At 59.0% G+C, this 19,034-nt stretch carries 15 protein-coding genes; 9 read left to right on the top strand and 6 right to left on the bottom strand.

The genetic code is table 11. From position 1 onward, the window contains the following. Positions 1–66: 66 nt before the first annotated feature. Together rhaI and EGT36_RS24665 are read right to left on the bottom strand one after the other, a co-directional pair. The gene (gene rhaI, locus EGT36_RS24670) at positions 67–1,359 is read right to left on the bottom strand and encodes an L-rhamnose catabolism isomerase (protein WP_125271228.1); all 1,293 of its coding nucleotides are present in this window, start codon (positions 1,357–1,359) and stop codon (positions 67–69) included. A gap of 102 nt (positions 1,360–1,461) precedes the next feature. Next, positions 1,462–3,558, bottom strand: a complete 2,097-nt coding sequence (locus tag EGT36_RS24665; protein ID WP_125271227.1) for a bifunctional rhamnulose-1-phosphate aldolase/short-chain dehydrogenase — start codon at positions 3,556–3,558, stop codon at positions 1,462–1,464. Positions 3,559–3,755: 197 nt separating this feature from the next. Here EGT36_RS24665 and EGT36_RS24660 point away from each other — a divergent pair, with 197 nt between their 5' ends. From EGT36_RS24660 to EGT36_RS24625, 7 genes are all read left to right on the top strand, one after another. After that, positions 3,756–4,586, top strand: coding sequence for a DeoR/GlpR family DNA-binding transcription regulator (locus tag EGT36_RS24660; protein ID WP_004445548.1), 831 nt, complete (start codon positions 3,756–3,758; stop codon positions 4,584–4,586). A gap of 50 nt (positions 4,587–4,636) precedes the next feature. Continuing rightward, on the top strand, positions 4,637–5,647 hold the full coding sequence (rhaS, locus tag EGT36_RS24655) for a rhamnose ABC transporter substrate-binding protein (RefSeq protein ID WP_004445550.1): 1,011 nt from the start codon (positions 4,637–4,639) through the stop codon (positions 5,645–5,647). 214 nt (positions 5,648–5,861) lie between these two features. Then, positions 5,862–7,394 (top strand): sugar ABC transporter ATP-binding protein, encoded by a 1,533-nt coding sequence (locus tag EGT36_RS24645; protein ID WP_125271226.1) that lies wholly within the window; start codon positions 5,862–5,864, stop codon positions 7,392–7,394. Positions 7,395–7,405: 11 nt separating this feature from the next. Further along, positions 7,406–8,407 carry an ABC transporter permease gene (locus tag EGT36_RS24640; RefSeq protein ID WP_125271225.1) on the top strand — a complete coding sequence of 334 codons (1,002 nt, stop codon included), beginning with the start codon at positions 7,406–7,408 and terminating at the stop codon, positions 8,405–8,407. After that, on the top strand, positions 8,404–9,414 hold the full coding sequence (locus tag EGT36_RS24635; protein ID WP_125271224.1) for an ABC transporter permease: 1,011 nt from the start codon (positions 8,404–8,406) through the stop codon (positions 9,412–9,414). The genes EGT36_RS24640 and EGT36_RS24635 overlap by 4 nt, the downstream gene beginning before the upstream one ends. Positions 9,415–9,417: 3 nt before the next feature. After that, complete coding sequence (gene rhaM, locus EGT36_RS24630; RefSeq protein ID WP_125271223.1) at positions 9,418–9,741, top strand: L-rhamnose mutarotase; 324 nt, start codon at positions 9,418–9,420, stop codon at positions 9,739–9,741. Then, on the top strand, positions 9,738–11,120 hold the full coding sequence (locus EGT36_RS24625) for an FGGY-family carbohydrate kinase (RefSeq protein ID WP_125271222.1): 1,383 nt from the start codon (positions 9,738–9,740) through the stop codon (positions 11,118–11,120). Before rhaM ends, EGT36_RS24625 begins: the two co-directional genes overlap by 4 nt. 54 nt (positions 11,121–11,174) lie before the next feature. On the opposite strand, the gene EGT36_RS24620 is transcribed toward EGT36_RS24625, so the two are convergent. The 4 genes from EGT36_RS24620 to EGT36_RS24605 all read right to left on the bottom strand — a co-directional run bounded on the left by EGT36_RS24620 (position 11,175) and on the right by EGT36_RS24605 (position 15,626). Then, positions 11,175–12,011, bottom strand: coding sequence for an alpha/beta fold hydrolase (locus EGT36_RS24620; protein ID WP_125271221.1), 837 nt, complete (start codon positions 12,009–12,011; stop codon positions 11,175–11,177). Between the two features lie 315 nt (positions 12,012–12,326). Further along, complete coding sequence (locus tag EGT36_RS24615) at positions 12,327–13,022, bottom strand: FkbM family methyltransferase (protein WP_125271220.1); 696 nt, start codon at positions 13,020–13,022, stop codon at positions 12,327–12,329. 153 nt (positions 13,023–13,175) lie between these two features. Beyond that, positions 13,176–15,098: a putative bifunctional diguanylate cyclase/phosphodiesterase gene (locus EGT36_RS24610; protein WP_006698481.1), complete on the bottom strand. Its 1,923-nt coding sequence runs from the start codon at positions 15,096–15,098 to the stop codon at positions 13,176–13,178. Positions 15,099–15,119: 21 nt separating this feature from the next. Then, complete coding sequence (locus tag EGT36_RS24605; protein ID WP_077985719.1) at positions 15,120–15,626, bottom strand: putative pterin-binding protein; 507 nt, start codon at positions 15,624–15,626, stop codon at positions 15,120–15,122. A 614-nt stretch (positions 15,627–16,240) separates the two neighbouring features. Here EGT36_RS24605 and EGT36_RS24600 point away from each other — a divergent pair. Next, complete coding sequence (locus tag EGT36_RS24600) at positions 16,241–17,677, top strand: NAD-dependent succinate-semialdehyde dehydrogenase (RefSeq protein ID WP_003585659.1); 1,437 nt, start codon at positions 16,241–16,243, stop codon at positions 17,675–17,677. A gap of 246 nt (positions 17,678–17,923) precedes the next feature. Then, positions 17,924–19,021, top strand: a complete 1,098-nt coding sequence (locus tag EGT36_RS24595) for a DNA alkylation repair protein (protein WP_125271219.1) — start codon at positions 17,924–17,926, stop codon at positions 19,019–19,021. Positions 19,022–19,034: the final 13 nt, after the last annotated feature.

The following is a 19,034-nucleotide window of genomic DNA, read 5'->3' as shown; positions in this document are numbered from 1 at the left end:
TGACGTCGAGATAGAGGCAAGGTGTGTAGTCAGCCTCGGCTCCCCCCTGTTCCAACGACACCGAATTTACACAATCCCGCCGCTGCCGCCAACCGAAGCCGGGCGCTTCGCCGCAACCTGCTTGCGATAGCCGCTTGCCCGATAGGCCGCAATCGGATCAATCGCACCGCCTGCCAGTTGCCGCGCCTGAGCGAGAATGGGTTCGACATCGGTGCGGTAGGCCCGCTTCAGCACATCTGAAGCCATCAACGCATCATTGTCCTGCTGGTAGCCGTCAAGAGCCACACGATCCACCAGCAGCGCCTGCGCATAGGCGCGACGGATTTCGTTGGCGCTGGAGATCAGGCTTTCGATCGGGTCCGTCACATTATGCGACTGATCGATCATGTGGGCGGGATGGAAACCCTTCACCCCGCGGTGTTCGGCGTCGACAAGTTCGTTGAAAACCAGGAACAGGCGGTAAGGGTCGATTGAGCCGGCATCCAGATCGTCATCGCCATATTTGCTGTCGTTGAAGTGGAAACCACCGAGCTTGCCGAACTGTATCAGCCGGGCGACGATCATTTCGATATTGGTGTTGGGCGCATGGTGACCAAGATCAACGAGGCAGAAGGCCTTGTCGCCGAGCGCGTTGGCGATAAGATAATTGGTGCCCCAATCCTGCACGACGGTGGAATAAAAGGCCGGCTCATACATCTTGTGTTCGGAAAAGATGCGCCAGTCATCGGGCAGCGCCTTGTAGATGTCGGCCATTGCGGCGAGATAACGCTCGAAACTTCTGGTGAAATTGCTCTGTCCGGGGAAGTTGGAGCCATCACCCACCCAGACCGTCAGGGCCTTGGAGCCGATGGCCCTACCGATTTCGATACATTCGAGATTGTGTTCCACCGCCTGCCGGCGTGGGGCGGCGTCGGTGTGGCTGAGCGAGCCGTATTTGTAGGAATGGCTCTGGCCCGGAGCATCCGAAAACGTGTTGGAGTTCATGGCGTCGAAGCCGAGACCCAGCGCATCCGCATGGGCTTTCAGGCGTTTCGGGTCTTCCTTGTCCCACGGAATATGAAGTGAAACATTGGGCGTCGCCCGCGTCAGCTGGTTGATGACGGCGCAGTCATCGAGCTTGTCGAAAATGCCGCGCGGTTCGCCCGCGCCGGGAAAACGGGCAAAACGGGTTCCGCCGGTGCCGACGCCCCAGGAGGGCACGGCAACGAAAAATTCGGCGACCCTGGTTGTGACGGCCTCGATATCGATATTGCGGCGCGCGAGCTGGTTGCCAAGCGCCTGATAATCGTCCTTCAAAGCAGCAGCGCGCTTTTCGTTTTCAGCCGCGATCACATCGGCGGCGATTGTCGTCTCGGTCATCTCTTCCTCCCCGGAATCGGTCCAGTGCATGCTAGTTCATCGCCCCAGCTCCGTTATTCCGGCTCAAGGCCGGAGTGACGGAGGTAAGACGTGGAGAAATTTCTACCGCGTAAAACTCTGCGCATTACCCGCATCGACATTGATGATGTTGCCGGTGGACTTTGCGGAGGCGTCGGACGCCAGGAAGTAGATCGCCTCGGCGATATCTTCCGGAAAGACATTGAGTTTTAGCATGGAGCGCTTGCGGTAATGTTCCTCCAGATCGGTCACTTCGATCTTGGAAGAGGCCGCGCGCTGCTCGCGCCATTCGCCGCTCCAGATCTTCGAACCGCGCAGCACGGCATCGGGATTGACGGTGTTGACGCGAATGCCGGCCTCCGCCCCCTCAAGCGCAAGGCAACGAGCGAGATGAATTTCTGCCGCCTTCGCGGTGCAATAGGCCGAGGCATTGGGCGAAGAGGCGAGGCCATTTTTGGAAGCGACAAAAACGACGTTGCCGCCGAGATTCTGGCGCCGCAGCAGCCGGAATGCTTCTCGCGAAACGAGGAAATAGCCTGTCGCGAGAATGTCGATATTTTTGTTCCACATGGCAAGCGTCGTATCTTCCACCGGAGCGGAAGAAGCGATGCCGGCATTGGAAACGAGGATATCCACGCCTCCGAATTCCACACTCGCTTCCGCGAAGGCGGAAATCACTGCATTCTCCTGCGTCACGTCAAGCTTGACGGTACGCACCGCATCCGCGCTGTACCGGTTGACGAAATCGCCCTTCGCAGCCTCCAGTGCCGCTTCGTCGATATCGGCTAGCACCACACAGGCACCCTCGCCCGCCAGCCGCTCCGCCGTCGCCCGGCCGATACCGCCGGCGCCGCCCGTAACGAAGGCCACGCGGCCCGCAAGGCTCTTCGGCTTCGGCATGCGCTGCAGCTTCGCTTCTTCCAGCAGCCAATATTCGATATCGAAGGCTTCCTGCTCGGGAAGACCCTGATATTCCGACACGGTGGACGCGCCACGCATGACATTAATGGCGTTGACATAAAATTCGCCGGCGATGCGGGCCGTGGCCTTGTCTTTAGCGAAAGACAACATGCCGACGCCGGGGATGAGGAATATCACCGGGTTCGGATCACGCATTTTTGGCGAATTATCGTGGCGGCAAGCTTCATAATAGCGCGTGTAATCCGCGCGATAGTCCTCCAGCGCCTTGTCTAGGCTGGCCGTCAGCGCATCCACATCTGGATTTGCGGTATCGAGATCAAGGATCAGCGGACGAATTTTCGTGCGCAGGAAATGGTCCGGGCAGGATGTGCCCAGCGCACCGAGCGGTTTCAAATCCTTCGAATTGACGAATTCCAGAACGGCATCCTGATCGTCAAAATGGCCGAGCTTGCGTTCTTCACGGCCGATGCGGCCACGGATTTCCGGCATCAACCGGGCGGCGATGGCCCGACGTTCTGCAACCGGCAGGCTTTTGGCCACTGCCCCGCCGAAGATCACCTTGCCTTCGGTCTTTCCCGCAAACCATTCGATGGCCTTGTTGATGATGGCGAGCGTCAGTTCGTAACACGCCTTGGCGTCGTTATCCCAGGTGAAGAGGCCGTGGCTTTCCAGCACGACGCCCTTGGCTTTCGGATTGGCCTTGACGAAAGCTTCCAGATCGAGGCCCAGCTGGAAACCGGGGCGACGCCAGGGCAGCCAACCGATGTCGTCGCCGAAAATCTGCTGCGTCAATTCCTTCGAGTTTTTCGAGGCGGCGATAGCGATGATCGCATCGGGATGCATATGGTCGACATGATCATAAGGCACGAAACCGTGCAGCGGCGTATCTATGGAGGCCGCGCGCGGATTGAGGTTGAAGGTGCAATGCGGCAGGAAGCCGACCATGCGGTCCTCATCCTGAACACCCTTGTAAATGCCTTTCAGCGCTTCCAGCTTGTCGAGATAAAGCGTTGCAAAACCATCGAGCTTGATGGTGCCGACATCGCCGCCGGAGCCTTTCACCCACATGACGCGGACCTTCTCGCCCGTCAGGGGATCGGCTTCAAGCACCTTTGCTGATGTGTTCCCGCCGCCGTAATTGGTGATGCGCTTGTCGGCACCGAGCAGGTTGGAGCGGTAAAGAAGCTTTCCCGGCTCATCGAGCGTCCTGGCATAAGCGTCGTCCCAACGGCTTTCGAGAAGGCGGGATGTTCCCGTCATGTCTTCCTCCCACATGGTCTTCATTCGCGAACCGACACCGGTCCGCCTCCTTTAACGGCAGGTATCGCGCATCAAAAAGCCCAATGTCAATCAAAAACGATCATAAATTTCCATGTTGCAGCGCGATATTGATTAATTTGATCGTTGTTGATTGACAACGTAAAGAGATTGCGAATAATCACGATCAGGAGGACCAAATGCACGAACGCGAACGCCATCGCATCATCTTGAGCGCCATACAGGAAAAACCTGTGGTGACGGTGCAGGATATTGCGGAATTGACGGATGCGTCGGAAGCGACCATTCGGCGGGATATTGCGTCCCTGCACGTGCAGGGCAAGTTGCGGCGCGTGCGCGGCGGTGCGGAAGCGGTGCATCCGCCGCAGCTCGGCAATCTGGCCGCGCGGCCATTCCGCGTGTCCGAATCGGTCAACATCGACAAGAAACGCGCAATTGCGCGCAAGGCGGTCGATCTCTGCAATGATGGCGATGCGATCATCCTGAATGGCGGCACCACGACATTCCAGATGGTGCATTACATGGCGGCGCGCCGCCTGCAGGTGATGACCAATTCCTTCGCCATCGCCGAGCATCTGGTCAAGCATTCCAAATGCAATGTCAGCGTGCCGGGTGGCGCGATCTATCGTGACCAGAGCCTGATCCTGTCACCCTTCGAGAATGACGCAATCCGCAACTTCTATGCACGGCGGATTTTTCTCGGGGCGCAGGGCGTGGGTGCGCTCGGCATCATGGAATCCGACGCGCTGGTCATACAGAGCGAGCAGAAGCTGATGCGGCAGGCGGAAGAGCTGATCGTGATGGTCGATTCCTCGAAATTCAGGAAACGGTCCAGCCTCATTCTCTGCCCGCTCGAGAACGTCTCGACCATCATCACCGATGACGGGATTTCTGACGAGGCGGCAAGGATGGTGGAAGATGCCGGGGTAGAGCTGCTGATCGCCGGCGCCGTGGCGGACGCGAAAACGGCCGGTCCGCCGGATGAGGAGAATTCTTCGTCGGTCGCTTGAGGAGCGCCGGCAGGGAAGTTGCAAGGTTCAAAAACGGGAGGAAAAGGGACATGAAACTTACACGCAGAACATTAACGAGCGTACTCGCGCTCGGCGCGGCACTCTCCGTAGCCGGCCTCGGCGGCGTTGCACAGGCCGCCGACGTGAAGATCGCGCTGGTGGTGAAATCGCTTGGCAACGGCTTTTTCGAAGCCGCCAACAAGGGCGCACAGGAAGCCGCAAAGGACCTCGGCGGAGTCGAGATCATCTATACCGGCCCGACCAGCACAACGGCGGAAGGCCAGATCGAAGTCATCAATTCGCTGATCGCGCAGGGCGTCGACGCCATCGCCATTTCCGCCAACGATCCCGACGCCGTGGTTCCGGCGCTGAAGAAGGCGGCGCAGCGCGGCATCAAGGTGATTTCCTGGGATTCCGGCGTTGCGCCCGAAGGACGCATTCTTCAGCTCAACCCCTCGTCCAACGCGCTGATCGGCAAAATGTGCCTGCAGCTCGCAGCATCGCATCTGGAAGGCGGCAAGGGCGATTTCGCCATTCTTTCGGCCACCACCACGTCCACGAACCAGAACATCTGGATCGATGAGATGAAGAAGCAGCTGAAGGACTTCCCTGGCCTCAACCTCGTCACGACGGTCTATGGCGACGACCTCGCCGACAAGAGCTACCGCGAAGCTCAGGGCCTTCTCTCCTCGCAGCCGAATGTGAAGGTCATCGTCGCGCCAACGACGGTCGGCGTTCTCGCCGCTTCGCAGGCCGTGAAGGATGCCGGCAAGATCGGTCAGGTCTATGTCACCGGTCTTGGCCTGCCTTCCGAAATGGCCGGCGCCATCAAGTCGGGCGCGACCAAGGAATTCGCCATCTGGAACCCCATCGACCTCGGCTATTCCGCCACCCAGATCGCCTATCGCCTCGTGAAGGGCGAAACCGACGGCAAGCCGGGTTCGGAAATTGAAGCCGGCCGTATGGGCAAGATCAAGGTTGGTGAAAACAGCGAAGCGGCGATGGCTGATCCGTTTGTTTATGACGCGAAGAATATCGATCAGTTTTCGAAGATTTTTTGATCTGAGAAGTTGCTGACCGAGGGCGGAGGGTTACCCCCCTCTGCCCTGCCGGGCATCTCCCCCTCAAGGGGGAGATCGATATGCCGCACCCGCTCGATTCATAACGCGGGGTGCTATCCGCTTGCCGATCTCCCCCCTTGAGGGGGAGATGCCCGGCAGGGCAGAGGGGGTGGCCCCAATCACTTCACTCAAAACCGACCGGTAAGACCTGACGATGCGCGCTGAAACCCAAATCCTAAACGCTGCAGAAGCCCCCAGCCCCACGCCCATTCTGGAAATGCGCGGCATCAGCCAGATATTCCCTGGCGTGAAAGCGCTTGATAGCGTCGATATTGCGCTTTACCCCGGCAAGGTCACCGCCTTGATCGGCGAAAACGGCGCGGGCAAATCCACGCTCGTCAAGATCCTCACCGGCATTTACCGCCCGAACGAGGGCGACATCCTTCTCGACGGCCAGCCCGTCAATTTTCACAGCGCACAGGATGCCATCGATGCCGGCGTAACGGCCATTCATCAGGAAACCGTGCTGTTCGATGAGCTTTCCGTCGGTGAAAACATCTTTCTCGGCCATGCCCCGAAGGGCCGTCTCGGCCTGATCGACTGGAAGACCATCAATACGCGTGCCAGAATTCTGCTTGAACAGCTCGAAAGCGCCATCGATCCGACGATCCGGCTGAAAGACCTGTCGATCGCACAGCGCCACCTCGTCGCCATTGCCCGCGCCCTGTCGGTCGAGGCGCGCATCGTCATCATGGACGAACCGACCGCCGCCCTTTCGCGCAAGGAAATCGATGATCTCTTCCGCATCGTCGAAAACCTGAAGCGGCAGGGCAAGGCTATTCTCTTCATCAGCCACAAATTCGATGAGGTCTATGAGATTGCGGAAAACTATGCCGTCTTCCGGGACGGCAGGATGGTGGGCGCCGGCACGCTCACGACCACCCCGCAGGATGAAATCGTTCGGCTGATGGTTGGCCGTGATGTAACGAATGCCTTTCCAAAGCAGGCTGTTACGCTGGGTCCCACGGTTCTTTCAGTCCGCGATTACTCTCATCAGACCGAGTTTCGCGATATCTCTCTCGAGTTACGCAAGGGCGAAATTCTTGGCCTTTACGGGCTGATCGGCGCCGGGCGTTCGGAGCTTTGCCAGTCGCTGTTCGGCATCACCCGCCCGGCATCGGGTGAAGTGATGTTGAACGGCCAACCCATCACAATCCGCTCGCCGGAAGATGCCATCCGCGCCGGTATCGTCTACGTGCCGGAGGAACGCGGCCGCCACGGTCTGGCGCTCGACATGCCGATCTACCAGAACATGTCGCTGCCTTCAGTCACACGCACCTCGCGCAAGGGCTTTCTGGCCGCCGCCAACGAATTCGCGCTTGCGCGCAAATATGCCTCGCGGCTCGATCTGCGCGCCGCCGCCCTTTCGGTGCCGGTCGGTACACTTTCAGGCGGCAACCAGCAGAAGGTGGTGATCGGCAAATGGCTCGCCACCCAGCCAAAGGTCATCATCCTCGATGAGCCGACAAAGGGCATCGATATCGGCTCCAAGGCAGCGGTGCACGGCTTCATCAGCGAGCTCGCGGCCGAAGGCCTGTCGATCATCATGATCTCGTCCGAACTTCCCGAAATCCTCGGCATGTCCGACCGCGCCATCGTCATGCGCGAAGGCCTGATGGCGGGCCAGTTCGAACGCGCCGATTTTTCCCCGGAAAAGCTGGTGCGCGCCGCCACCGGCAATGCCTGAGAGGGGCTAACATGCAACGTCTACTCAAAAACCGCGAATGGCTGCTGGCGGGTATCATCATCGTCATGATCGCCGGTTTTGCGATGCGCGCCCCCGGCTTCGGCCGGCCCGGCAATCTCGTCAACATCTTCAACGATACCTCCATTCTCATCATTTTGGCGCTGGGCCAGATGGCGGTCATCCTTACAAAATCCATAGACCTTTCGGTCGCAGCCAATCTTGCCTTTACCGGTATGGCGGTGGCGATGACCAACGCTGCCTTTCCGGGCATTCCGCTGCCGCTTCTTATCGTCATGGCTGTCGGCATCGGCGCGTTTCTCGGCTCGCTCAACGGCGTTCTGGTCTGGTGGCTCGGCATTCCGCCCATCGTCGTCACGCTTGGTACACTCACCATCTATCGCGGCATGGCCTTCGTGCTTTCGGGCGGCGGCTGGGTGAATGCGCACCAGCTATCCCCCACTTTCCTCAACGTGCCGCGCACGATGATCCTCGGCATGCCGGTTCTGTCCTGGGTCGCCATTCTCATCATCGCCGGGGCCTGGCTGGTGCTCACCCGAAGCTCCTTCGGTCGCTCCGCTTACGCCTCCGGCGGCAATCCGGGTGCTGCTGTCTATGCCGGCATCGATGTCGGCCGCACCCGGTTCTTCGCCTTCGTGCTGTCGGGCGCGCTCGCCGGTCTCGCAAGCTATCTCTGGGTGTCGCGTTACGCCGTCGCCTATGTGGATATCGCCGCCGGTTTCGAACTGGACAGCGTCGCGGCCAACGTGATTGGCGGCATCTCGATTGCCGGCGGTATCGGCTCGGTGGCCGGAGCGGTGCTTCGCGCGCTGTTCCTCGGTGTCATCAAGAACGCGCTGCCCGTCATCGGCATCTCACCCTTCGCGCAGATGGCGATTTCGGGCGTGGTCATTGTGCTCGCCGTTGTCTTTAACGCCCGCGCTGAAGCCAGAAAGGGTCGCATCATCCTGCGCGACCGGGCCGCCGCAGACCATGGCAAGGAAGCATCCGCATGAGCACTAATTCCCAATCGTCACAGGCACCGCGCGTCATTCCCGATAAACTCGGCACACCGCTCAGCCGTATCATGGCCAGTTGGGAAGTGTTGCTGCTTGGCGTTGCGATCCTGATCTTCATCGCTAATTCGCTTGCCTCGCCCTATTTCCTCAATGCCTGGAATCTTTCCGATGCGACCTTCAACTTCACCGAAAAGGCGATCATCGCCTTTGCCATGGCGCTTCTGATCATCGCCGGTGAAATCGACCTGTCAGTCGCCGCCATCATCGCGCTCGCCTCCACTGCCATGGGAGCGGCGGTGCAGATGGGTGTCGGCACGCCCGGCCTCGTCGCCATCGGCATTGGTACCGGGCTTTTCTGCGGCGCCTTCAACGGCTTTCTGGTCGCGGGGCTGAAACTGCCCTCCATCGTCGTCACCATCGGCACCATGAGCCTGTTTCGCGGCATTTCCTATATGGTGCTGGGTGATCAGGCCTATGGCAAATATCCGGCGGATTTCGCCTATTTCGGTCAAGGCTACGTGTTCTGGGTGATCTCATTCGAATTTGTGCTATTCGTCATCATGGCTGTCCTCTTCGCCATTTTGCTGCACGCAACCAATTTCGGCCGGCAGGTTTATGTCATCGGCACCAACCCCTTCGCCGCCCGCTTCTCCGGCATTCCCGTCGAGCGCGTGAAGTTCATCCTCTTTCTGCTCGCCGGCCTGATGAGCGGCATTGCCGCCGTCTGCCTCACCTCGCGGCTCGGCTCCACGCGCCCGTCAATCGCTCAGGGCTGGGAGCTTGAAGTGGTGACCATGGTGGTGCTGGGCGGTGTTTCCATTCTCGGCGGCTCCGGCACGATTGCGGGCGTCGTCATCGCCGCCTTCGTCATGGGCCTTGTCACTTTCGGGCTGGGGCTTCTGAACGTGCCCGGGATCGTCATGTCGATCTTCGTTGGCCTGCTGCTCATCGTTACCATCGCCATCCCCATCGTCGTCCGTCGCCTTCGAGCCATGAAAGGCTGAGCCATGCCGGAACTCGAAAAACACGCCTTCAAGATGAAACTCTTCGCCGGCAAGGAGGCCGAATACAAAAAGCGCCACGACGAGATATGGCCTGAGCTGGTGGCGCTGCTGCACGACGCGGGTGTCAGCGACTACTCCATCCATCTAGACCCGGAAACCAACATTCTCTTCGGCGTGCTGACGCGGCCGAAGACCCACAGCATGGCGGCTTTGCCCGAACACCCCGTGATGAAGAAATGGTGGGCGCATATGGCTGATATCATGGAGAGCAATCCCGATAATTCACCCGTTGTAAAAGACCTGGTGACGGTGTTCCATCTGCCATGAGCGACAGCATCAGACCAAGCCGGGTCGCGGTCATCGATATCGGCAAGACCAACGTCAAGGTGGTCGTCATCGACACCGGCAGCGGCGAGGAAATTGCCGGCGAGAAGCGGACGAACCCCGTTCTCCGCGATGGCCCCTACCCGCATTACGATGTGGAGATGCTCTGGCACTTCATTCTTGCCGCTCTTCAGCGGTTTGGCCAAGAGCCGGGTTTCGACGCGATTTCCATCACCACCCATGGCGCTTCAGCAGCGCTTCTCGATGGAAACGGCGACCTTGCCATGCCGGTGCTTGATTACGAGCACGCTTACCCAGAACCCGTTCCGCAGGCCTATCGCGGGATCAGGCCCGATTTCGCAGAGACCGGCTCGCCGCAGCTTCCTGCAGGACTGAACCTCGGTGCACAAATCCATTTCCAGAAAACTGCCTTTGCGGACGAGTTCGCCAGGGTGCGCGACATCGTCACTTACCCGCAATATTGGGCAGGGCGGCTGACCGGCGTTCAGGCAACCGAAACGACCTCGCTTGGGTGCCACACGGACCTATGGAACCCGCGCCTAAAGAGCTTTTCCTCGCTGGTCGAGCGTCTCGGTATCGAGCATCTGATGGCGCCTGTCCGCTCCGCTTTCGATGTGCTGGGAACGATCCGCCCATCGCTGGCACATGAAACCGGGCTGTCTGCGAATCTGCCGGTCTATTGCGGCATCCATGATTCCAATGCCTCACTCCTGCCGCACCTTCTTCGCCGCAACGGAGATTTTTCCGTCGTTTCCACAGGCACCTGGGTGGTGAATTTCGCGATTGGCGGCAAGGCGGATGCACTGGATCCCGGCCGCGATACGCTTTTGAATGTCGATGCCCTCGGGCGACCCGTTCCTTCCTCCCGCTTCATGGGCGGCAGGGAATATGAGATGCTGGCGCAGCAATTCGGACCAGCGACAATCCACGAGATTGAAGCCGCGCTCGGCGCGGTTATCGAAAAAGGAATGATGCTGCTGCCGAGCGTGGTCAGCGGCTCCGGCCCCTTTCCGGAAAAGGCGGCACGCTGGATCGCCGATGGCGATGCAACAGCGGCGGAGCGACATGCCACTGCCTCGCTCTATCTCGGCCTGATGACAGAATTCTGCCTTTCGCTCGTTGAACGAAGAGGACCGGTTGTCGTTGAAGGCCCCTTTGCCGGAAACACGCTCTATTTGAAGGCACTCGCCACTTTTGCAGCAACCGACGTCATTGCCATGGAAGGCTCGACGGGGACCAGTGCGGGTGCTGCACTCCTAACCGGGATCAAGCCGGTTGCCGGGCGAGAGCGTCATTTCATGGCGGGGGATATCCCCGAGCTGACTTCCTATCGCACCGCCTGGCGGGGCCATTTGACCTAGCCCAAATAAAAATGCGGCCGAGTAACCGGCCGCATTCCCGTTCTGCAAGAAGGCTCAACCCTTGATGAAGGACAAGAGATCGGCGTTCAGTACATCGGCATTGACTGTCAGCATGCCGTGCGAGAAACCGGGATAGGTCTTTAGCGTGCCGTTTTTCAGCAGCTTGACCGACTTGTGAGCGGAGTCGGCGATCGGAACGATCTGGTCGTCTTCGCCGTGCAGAACCAGCGTCGGAACGCTGATATTCTTCAGGTCTTCGGTCTGGTCGGTTTCAGAGAAGGCCTTGATACCGTCGTAATGGGCCTTTGCACTGCCCATCATGCCCTGACGCCACCAGTTCTGGATAACGCCTTCATGCACGGTCGCGCCATCGCGGTTGAAACCGTAGAACGGGCCGGCCGGTACGTCACGGAAGAACTGGGCGCGGTTTGCGGCAAGCGCTGAGCGGAAGCCGTCGAAAACCTCCATCGGCAGACCTTCGGGATTGGCCTCGGTCTTCAGCATCAGCGGCGGCACGGCGGAAACGAGAACGGCCTTTGCAACACGGCCGGATGGTTCGCCATGCTTGGCCACGTAACGGGCAACTTCGCCGCCACCGGTGGAATGGCCGATATGGACGGCATTCTTCAGGTCTAGCGCTTCGACGACCGCAAAGGCGTCGGCGGCGTAGTGATCCATGTCGTGCCCTTCCGAGACCTGAGCCGAGCGGCCGTGTCCGCGGCGGTCATGGGCGACGACGCGATATCCTTTGGAAACGAAGAACAGCATCTGCGCATCCCAGTCATCGGAAGAGAGCGGCCAGCCATGGTGGAAAACGATCGGCTGAGCATCCTTCGGGCCCCAGTCCTTGTAGAAGATTTCGGTTCCGTCTGTCGTCTTAACAAAGCCCATGATCGTTTCTCCTTCGGTTGCGTTGGCATCTCCGGTGCATCCTGTTGTGCGCCGGTTTGATGGAGGGATAATGACGCAGGAAAATGGCCTCAACAATTACAATAATAATTCGGAATGAATTGCGTTTTTGGCAATAATAATAGAGCTGCCCGCTGCCAGATGAATTGCGGCACGGGCACTAAACGGCATGAAGCTCCAAAGGTTGCACCAGATGGCGCAAGCGGTTGGTAAATGATTGCGGGCAGAACGCTTAGCGCCTGCCCGCAGCTCGAAACAAACTCTCCAACGTCGCCCTCGGCTTGAGATGCCCGGCTTTCAATCCACCTCGGGATCGTACTCCCTCGGGCTGTCATCCCGGGAAAACAGCACGCAAGGACCGCGAGAGCCGCGCGGATCATAGGCATAACCCTTGGCGGTGAGTGCCTGCATGATGTCGCGGACGCCGGCGAGACCGTAGAGGTGGTCGTGCAGCTCGACGAATATCCGCTCCACGCCGCTCAGGTCGGCCCTGCCTAGCAGATCGCGTTCCGCACCCTCGATATCCATGACGAGCGCTGTGATGCCGCGGCTCGTGATGAATTCATCGATGTTGGCGGAGGAGATTTCGATGCGTTTTTCATAGGGACCCTGATTTTCGTCCATGGACGACATCCAGAGATCCCTGCGAACGTAAAATGGATAGGAGCTGGGCTCGTCGGCGGTGAGAAGCCCCTGCGAAAACACGACGTTGCCCCGGCAATTGGCCTTGATCACCCGCTCGGCCAGCGCCGCAGTCGCGGGGTTGGCCTCGAAAGCCCATACGGAAACATCCTTGATGCCTGCAATGATCGACGTGATGATCCCGATACCGGAACCCAGTTCCAGCACCCGATCACCGGGCTTGATGGCTTTCAGGACGCTGCGAGCCTCCTTCGCCTCGTAGCTGCAGTCGGTCAGCGCCTGCCAGATGACGGGCGACACCTCATCGGAAGAAAGAGGCAGGGCAACTCCATGCACGTCCAGTATTTCCATGTCTCGAGCCTTTTCGCAAAATCCGGTCGTCTCGCCGCAACGGTCCCGTATCAACCGAAAATGCTCTACAGCATCGTTGCGGTAACCGGTATGGGTTTTCGCGAGCGACAGTATCACTTGGTAAAAATTCCAATGGCCACCAGGACAGGCGTCTCAGGCAGAGCTCCAGGCGACGAGCTCCTTGGCCGGCAGCGGCCTGCTGATCAGATATCCCTGAACCTGGTCGCATCCCAGACGCCTGACGCATTCATATTGCTCTTCCGTCTCGATACCTTCCGCAATCGTCGTCATTCGCAAACTGCGGCCAACACCGACCACGAATTCCACGATCGCCAGCGCATCCCGGTCGCTGGTGATATCGCGCAGAAAGGATCGGTCGATCTTGATCTTGTCGAAGGGGACGCCGCGCAGATTGGCGAGCGATGAATAGCCAGTGCCGAAATCATCCATGGCGATCTTGATGCCGACTGCCTTCAACCGCGACAGCGTGTTGATCGTCTGGTCGCTCTTGTTGAGCAGGATCGATTCGGTGATCTCAAGTTCGAGCCGGCTTGGTTCCAGTCCGCTTTTTTCAAGCGCGCCCATGACGTTTTGAATAAGGTTGGTACTGTGGAACTGAACGGGCGACAGATTGACGGCCACCTTCATGTCCTCGTCCCAGCCCATCGCCTCGCGGCAGGCGGTTTCCATCACCCACTTTCCGAGCGAATGGATGAGACCGGTTCTTTCCGCGACGGGAATGAACACACTGGGGGGCACATCGCCGCGCACCGGATGTTTCCAGCGAAGCAACGCCTCGAAGCCGCAGAGCTTGCGCGTCTGCGTCGCCACCTGCGGCTGGTAATAAACTTCCATCTCGTCGTTCTGCAGTGCCGTCTGCAGATCGGCTTCGAAGGATTTCTTCTCGGTCAGCTGCTTCTGCATCCGAACCTTGAAAACGCTCGCACGGCCCGGACCGATGGCTTTCGCCTCGTAAAGCGCCAGATCCGCCCGCTTGAACAATTCATCCGCATCCACTGCACCGTGCGATATGGCGATGCCGATGCAGGTGCCGATTTTGACCTCCTGCTCACCCAGCTGATAGGTGCGGCTGATCTGATCGATGAGCTTGGTGGCAAGACGGCGCGCGGCGTCCTCATTCAGATCGTCGGAGACAACCGCGAACTCATCGCCTCCAAGGCGGCAAACCATGTCATAATCGCCGCCAATGGCCGAGAGGCGCTGCGCCACGGCCTGAAGCAGCGCATCGCCTGCATCGTGGCCGAGCGTGTCGTTGACATCCTTGAACCCGTCGAGATCGAGCAACAATATGGCTGTCGTACCGGTGCCACCGAAGGACCGGCGCAGCCGCTCGATCAGTTCCTGCCGAAACAGCGCCCGGTTCGGCAGGCCCGTCAGCGCATCATGATAGGCATCATGCTCCAGCCTGACATTTTTTGCCTGCAACTCCAACGTCGCGGCGCGCAGATCGTCCGTCAGCCCGCGCATGCTTTTCTGCGCGCGGTTCAGGAGATCGTTCTGGCGAAGCAGCAATATGACAAGCGCGATGCCGCAGAGGATGAGACCGCCAGCCAGCGCCGTATAGACGATGTGGAGCTTGCGGACATCCTCATGGGCGGTATCGATCAGATTCACATCATACGCGACGGAAGACGACGCGAGCGTCGTCATCGGCGCATCCAGCGCGCTCATAGCGGCAAGAAGATCCGGCACATCGCTCGAATTCAAGCTGTTTATCTGCTGTTCGAGACGCGCCAGAACGGCGTCAAGGCGGGTTACCAGATCCCGCCATTGCTGCTTTTCATTGATGAAAGCGCCGAGGTTGCCCTGCTTTAACAGCTCCAGGCGACTGAGCATGATATCCAGACGCAGCTGCAATTCATCCCGGTCAACCCTGCCGGGATTAAGCGCGAACACAGCGAGTTTATTCTGGAGGCGCAGATATTCGGCGACGGTCTGGCTGACGGCCCATGAGTCATTATAGCGGGCGAACTTCTGCAGAGCGGTCTGCCGCTCGGCAATGACGAAAGCGATATAGCCCGTTGCCAGGACGAAGCAACAGATGATCACCGCCACAAGTTTTCGCAAACGGCACCTTTATTCCACTATCAGTTTGGCGACTTGCCATGCGGACCGCGAATAATAAGTCTGCTTCTGCAGTTCCGGGTCGCTGTCATAGGGATAGATGACAAACAACGGGCCCTTTTCGCGTACTGTCATATAATTGCCATCCAGTTTGATGGCGAGGATAACATTGAATTTTTTAAAGTCTTCAACCGGTATCGTGCTCACATAATCGTTGAGAGCCACCGCCGTGACACTGGTGCCCTTTGCGCCGACGACATCCATCAGCTTGGCAAGCGACACACCGTCAAAGCGGACACGGCCGTCGTGCCACGGTGTCGTCGTCTCCACGGTGTCCATGCCGAGCGCTTCCAGCATGTCGCGGTCAAATTCCGCAGCTCCATCGGTATTGGTGTTGGTGATGTTGCCGGATATGGTTAATATCGGCTTGCCCTGCGGCTTGGCTATGTCTCCCGCCTCGGCACAGGAAAGCCACAAGAGCGACATGAACGCACTGAGAAGTACCCGGGCGAAATTCATAATTTTTCTCCATCGATAACGTTCAGGTCGAGGGTTTTCGCCAACCCTGGAAGGTCAAGGGAACCGCCAACAGCATATATATCAGGAACCGATGTTATATCCTCACTGAGATTTTATCCGTATTTTCTCTAGGTATTGAGTAAACCCTTTGGATAATTTTTCCGTCTTATTGTACTTTTTGACGTTGCGCGCCCTGTTATGACGCAACCGGTAACGCCGCGCACCGCCCGCCCCCGATCCGTCCAGCGTGACCACGGCCGAATTGTGGCCGAATTTCCACCGTTTCCTTACGAGGCAACGTGATTCGCGCCCGCCGTTGCGGCCGGAAAACGGCATCGACTTCCATGGCGGCACAAACGGCGAATGATGGTTCCGCGTCACATAAAAATCATGGCATTACCTCGGGCAAGCGGTTGAAACATACCGCCCGGAACTTAATATAAGCACTGTCGTTTCCGTTTCCGGCAGTCCACGACCTCCGCCGGAAAAGCCCAGACACCTGTTCCACGCTGCGAAAGCTGCGACGCCGGATTTCGTCCGGCCAGGAAAATTCTGTTCACCTCTCCGGGCCGGGCGGCATGCGCCGTATCGGCCGCATCATGAAGGTAGCCCCTATGCACACCTATCCCGACATCAAACTTCTCATTGGTGGCGAATGGCGCGATGCCGTTTCCGGCAAGACAATCGCCGTTTCCGATCCGGCGACGGACGAAATCATCGGCGCGATTGCGCATGCCGAGAAGGAAGACCTCGATCTGGCGCTCGCCGCCGCCGAGCGGGGTTTCAAGGTGTGGCGCGACACCTCGCCCTTTGAGCGCTCCAAGATCATGCGCAGGGCGGCCGACATATTGCGCGAGCGCAAGGACAAGATCGCCTACATCATGACCCGCGAACAGGGCAAGCCGCTGGCGCAGTCCGCCACTGAAATCATGGGCGCGGCCGACACCATCGACTGGTTCGCAGAAGAGGCGCGCCGCACCTATGGGCAGGTCATCCCGGCGCGGGCAACCGGTGTCTCACAGCTGGCCATCAAGCTGCCGGTCGGACCCGTTGCAGCGTTTACGCCATGGAACTTCCCGATCAACCAGATCGTCCGCAAGCTTTCCGCCGCGCTTGCAACCGGCTGCTCCATCATCGTCAAGGCGCCGGAAGAGACGCCGGCGTCGCCTGCCGAACTCATCCGCGCCTTTGTTGATGCGGGCGTTCCGGCGGGCGTCGTCGGCCTCGTCTATGGCGTACCGTCAGAGATTTCGGAATATCTCATTCCGCATCCGGTCATTCGCAAGATATCCTTCACAGGCTCCACGCCCGTTGGCAAACATTTGGCTGCACTGGCCGGCAGGCACATGAAGCGCGCAACGATGGAACTGGGCGGCCATGCGCCTGTCATGATCTTCGACGACGCCGATATCGACAAGGCCATCGAAGTCACCTCGCTTGCCAAGTTCCGCAATGCCGGCCAGGTCTGTGTCGCCCCTACCCGCTTCCTTGTGCAGGACGGTGTGGCCGATCGGTTCCTTGAAGGTTTTGTGGAAGCAACCAAGGCGATCAAGGTGGGCAATGGCCTGGAAGATGGTGTCGTGATGGGCCCGCTCGCCAATGAGCGTCGCATCCCGGCGCTGGAAGGCCTCATCAACGACGCCGTTTCGCATGGCGGCGAATTGAAGACCGGCGGCCGCCGCATCGGTAACAAGGGCAATTTCTTCGAGCCGACGGTTCTCGCCAATGTCCCGACATCAGCCAAGATCATGAATGACGAGCCCTTCGGCCCGGTCGCCATTATCAACCGGTTCTCAAGCTTCGATGACGCCATCACCGAGGCGAACCGCCTGCCCTTCGGCCTTGCATCCTATGCCTTCACCGGTTCGGTCAAGACCGCGCACGCGCTTGGCCAACAGGTCGAGGCCGGGATGCTGACCATCAACCACAACGGCCTTGCTCTTCCCGAAGTCCCCTTTGGCGGCATCAAGGACTCCGGTTATGGCACGGAAGGTGGCTCCGAAGCGGTCCAGGCCTATCTGGAGACGAAGTTCGTCAGCCAGATGAGCTGATTTTCCCAGAAAATTCTTCTCCCCGTCGCGGAGAAGGTGGCCCGAAGGGCCGGATGAGGGGGCAAGCTCGCGACTTTTCGCTGACCTTGCCCTCTCATCCCGCTACCGCGAACTTCTCCCCGGACGGGGAGAAGACGTTTGTGGCACGCGCTCGGTCCGTCAGCAGTATTCGAAAGCGACTCAGTCTTCCCTTGCCTCGGATCTCCTCCTGCCTTAAAAGAACAAAAAGTGAACTTTGAGGACATTATGAGCGACACGGCGGCACCGGCACTGAAGGAGATCTTCGACCACGAGAAACTGCAGCATATCGCCGATCAGACCAGGGCCGTCCATCCGCCCTTTGACGCTTCCGCCTTCATGACGCTCGCCACCGAAAACCTTGAAGCGCTGGGCATCATGCAGCGCATGCGGCAGGTGGCAACAAGCCTGCATGCGACGCTTCCCGGCGACTATGCCCGCAACATCGAAATCCTCACAGCCGCAGCGCCCGGCATCGGCAACGGTTTCGCTTCGATTTCGCTTCCGGAGTATGTCGCGCTTTACGGCCTCGATGATTTCGATCTTTCCATGGACGCGCTGCAATATTTCACCCGCTTTGGCTCCTCGGAATTCGCCATCCGGCATTTTCTGCAAATGGACCTGACCGCCACCCTTGCCGTGATGGAAACGTGGTCACGGCACGAAAATGAGCATGTGCGGCGGCTTGCCAGCGAAGGCTGCCGGCCTCGCCTGCCATGGTCATTCCAGCTCAAGCCCCTGATCGATGATCCCTCGCCGGTTACCGCGATCCTCGACACCATGAAAGCAGACCAGGCGCTTTATGTGCGCAAATCCGTCGCCAACCACCTGAACGACATCACCAAGGATAATCCCGCTTTTGTGCTGGCGCTCATCGATGGATGGCCGAAGGACAACCCGCATACACGCTGGATCATGCGGCAGGCCTTGCGCACGCTGATCAAGAAGGGCGACACCGCAGCGCTTGCCCATCTCGGGGCGCATGAGGAGGCGCAGATTACACTTGCGGCGTTCGAGGTGTTGCCGACAAAAGTCGCTCTCGGCAATCCGGTACGGATTTCCGCCTCTTTCACTTCGACGGCGAAGAGCCGGCAAAAGCTGGTGATCGATTACGCCGTGCATTATGTGAAGAAGAGCGGCGATGCCTCCGCGAAGGTCTTCAAGTGGAAGGAAGTCGAGCTTCCGCCCGGCGAGACATGTACATTGTCAATCAGCCGCGCCATACGTGATTTTACGACCCGCAAACACTATCCCGGTGTCCACCGGGTCGACCTTGTGATCAACGGCAGGCTGATAGCCGAAAGCGCATTCGAACTTCTGTTTTAAGCGGGCAAAGGCC

Source organism: Agrobacterium sp. FDAARGOS_525 (genome assembly GCF_003938925.1).
Classification (GTDB): Bacteria; Pseudomonadota; Alphaproteobacteria; order Rhizobiales; family Rhizobiaceae; genus Agrobacterium; species Agrobacterium pusense.
Note: the sequence above shows the minus strand (reverse complement) of the source record. Positions and strands in the feature narration are given on the sequence as shown.

Bases quoted from the DNA above. Each gene is read 5' to 3' on its own strand.
- rhaI (WP_125271228.1), bottom strand. From the start codon at position 1,359: ATGACCGAGACGACAATCGCCGCCGATGTGATCGCGGCTGAAAACGAA.
- EGT36_RS24665 (WP_125271227.1), bottom strand. From the start codon at position 3,558: ATGACGGGAACATCCCGCCTTCTCGAAAGCCGTTGGGACGACGCTTAT.
- EGT36_RS24660 (WP_004445548.1), top strand. From the start codon at position 3,756: ATGCACGAACGCGAACGCCATCGCATCATCTTGAGCGCCATACAGGAA.
- rhaS (WP_004445550.1), top strand. From the start codon at position 4,637: ATGAAACTTACACGCAGAACATTAACGAGCGTACTCGCGCTCGGCGCG.
- EGT36_RS24645 (WP_125271226.1), top strand. From the start codon at position 5,862: ATGCGCGCTGAAACCCAAATCCTAAACGCTGCAGAAGCCCCCAGCCCC.
- EGT36_RS24640 (WP_125271225.1), top strand. From the start codon at position 7,406: ATGCAACGTCTACTCAAAAACCGCGAATGGCTGCTGGCGGGTATCATC.
- EGT36_RS24635 (WP_125271224.1), top strand. From the start codon at position 8,404: ATGAGCACTAATTCCCAATCGTCACAGGCACCGCGCGTCATTCCCGAT.
- rhaM (WP_125271223.1), top strand. From the start codon at position 9,418: ATGCCGGAACTCGAAAAACACGCCTTCAAGATGAAACTCTTCGCCGGC.
- EGT36_RS24625 (WP_125271222.1), top strand. From the start codon at position 9,738: ATGAGCGACAGCATCAGACCAAGCCGGGTCGCGGTCATCGATATCGGC.
- EGT36_RS24620 (WP_125271221.1), bottom strand. From the start codon at position 12,011: ATGGGCTTTGTTAAGACGACAGACGGAACCGAAATCTTCTACAAGGAC.
- EGT36_RS24615 (WP_125271220.1), bottom strand. From the start codon at position 13,022: ATGGAAATACTGGACGTGCATGGAGTTGCCCTGCCTCTTTCTTCCGAT.
- EGT36_RS24605 (WP_077985719.1), bottom strand. From the start codon at position 15,626: ATGAATTTCGCCCGGGTACTTCTCAGTGCGTTCATGTCGCTCTTGTGG.
- EGT36_RS24600 (WP_003585659.1), top strand. From the start codon at position 16,241: ATGCACACCTATCCCGACATCAAACTTCTCATTGGTGGCGAATGGCGC.
- EGT36_RS24595 (WP_125271219.1), top strand. From the start codon at position 17,924: ATGAGCGACACGGCGGCACCGGCACTGAAGGAGATCTTCGACCACGAG.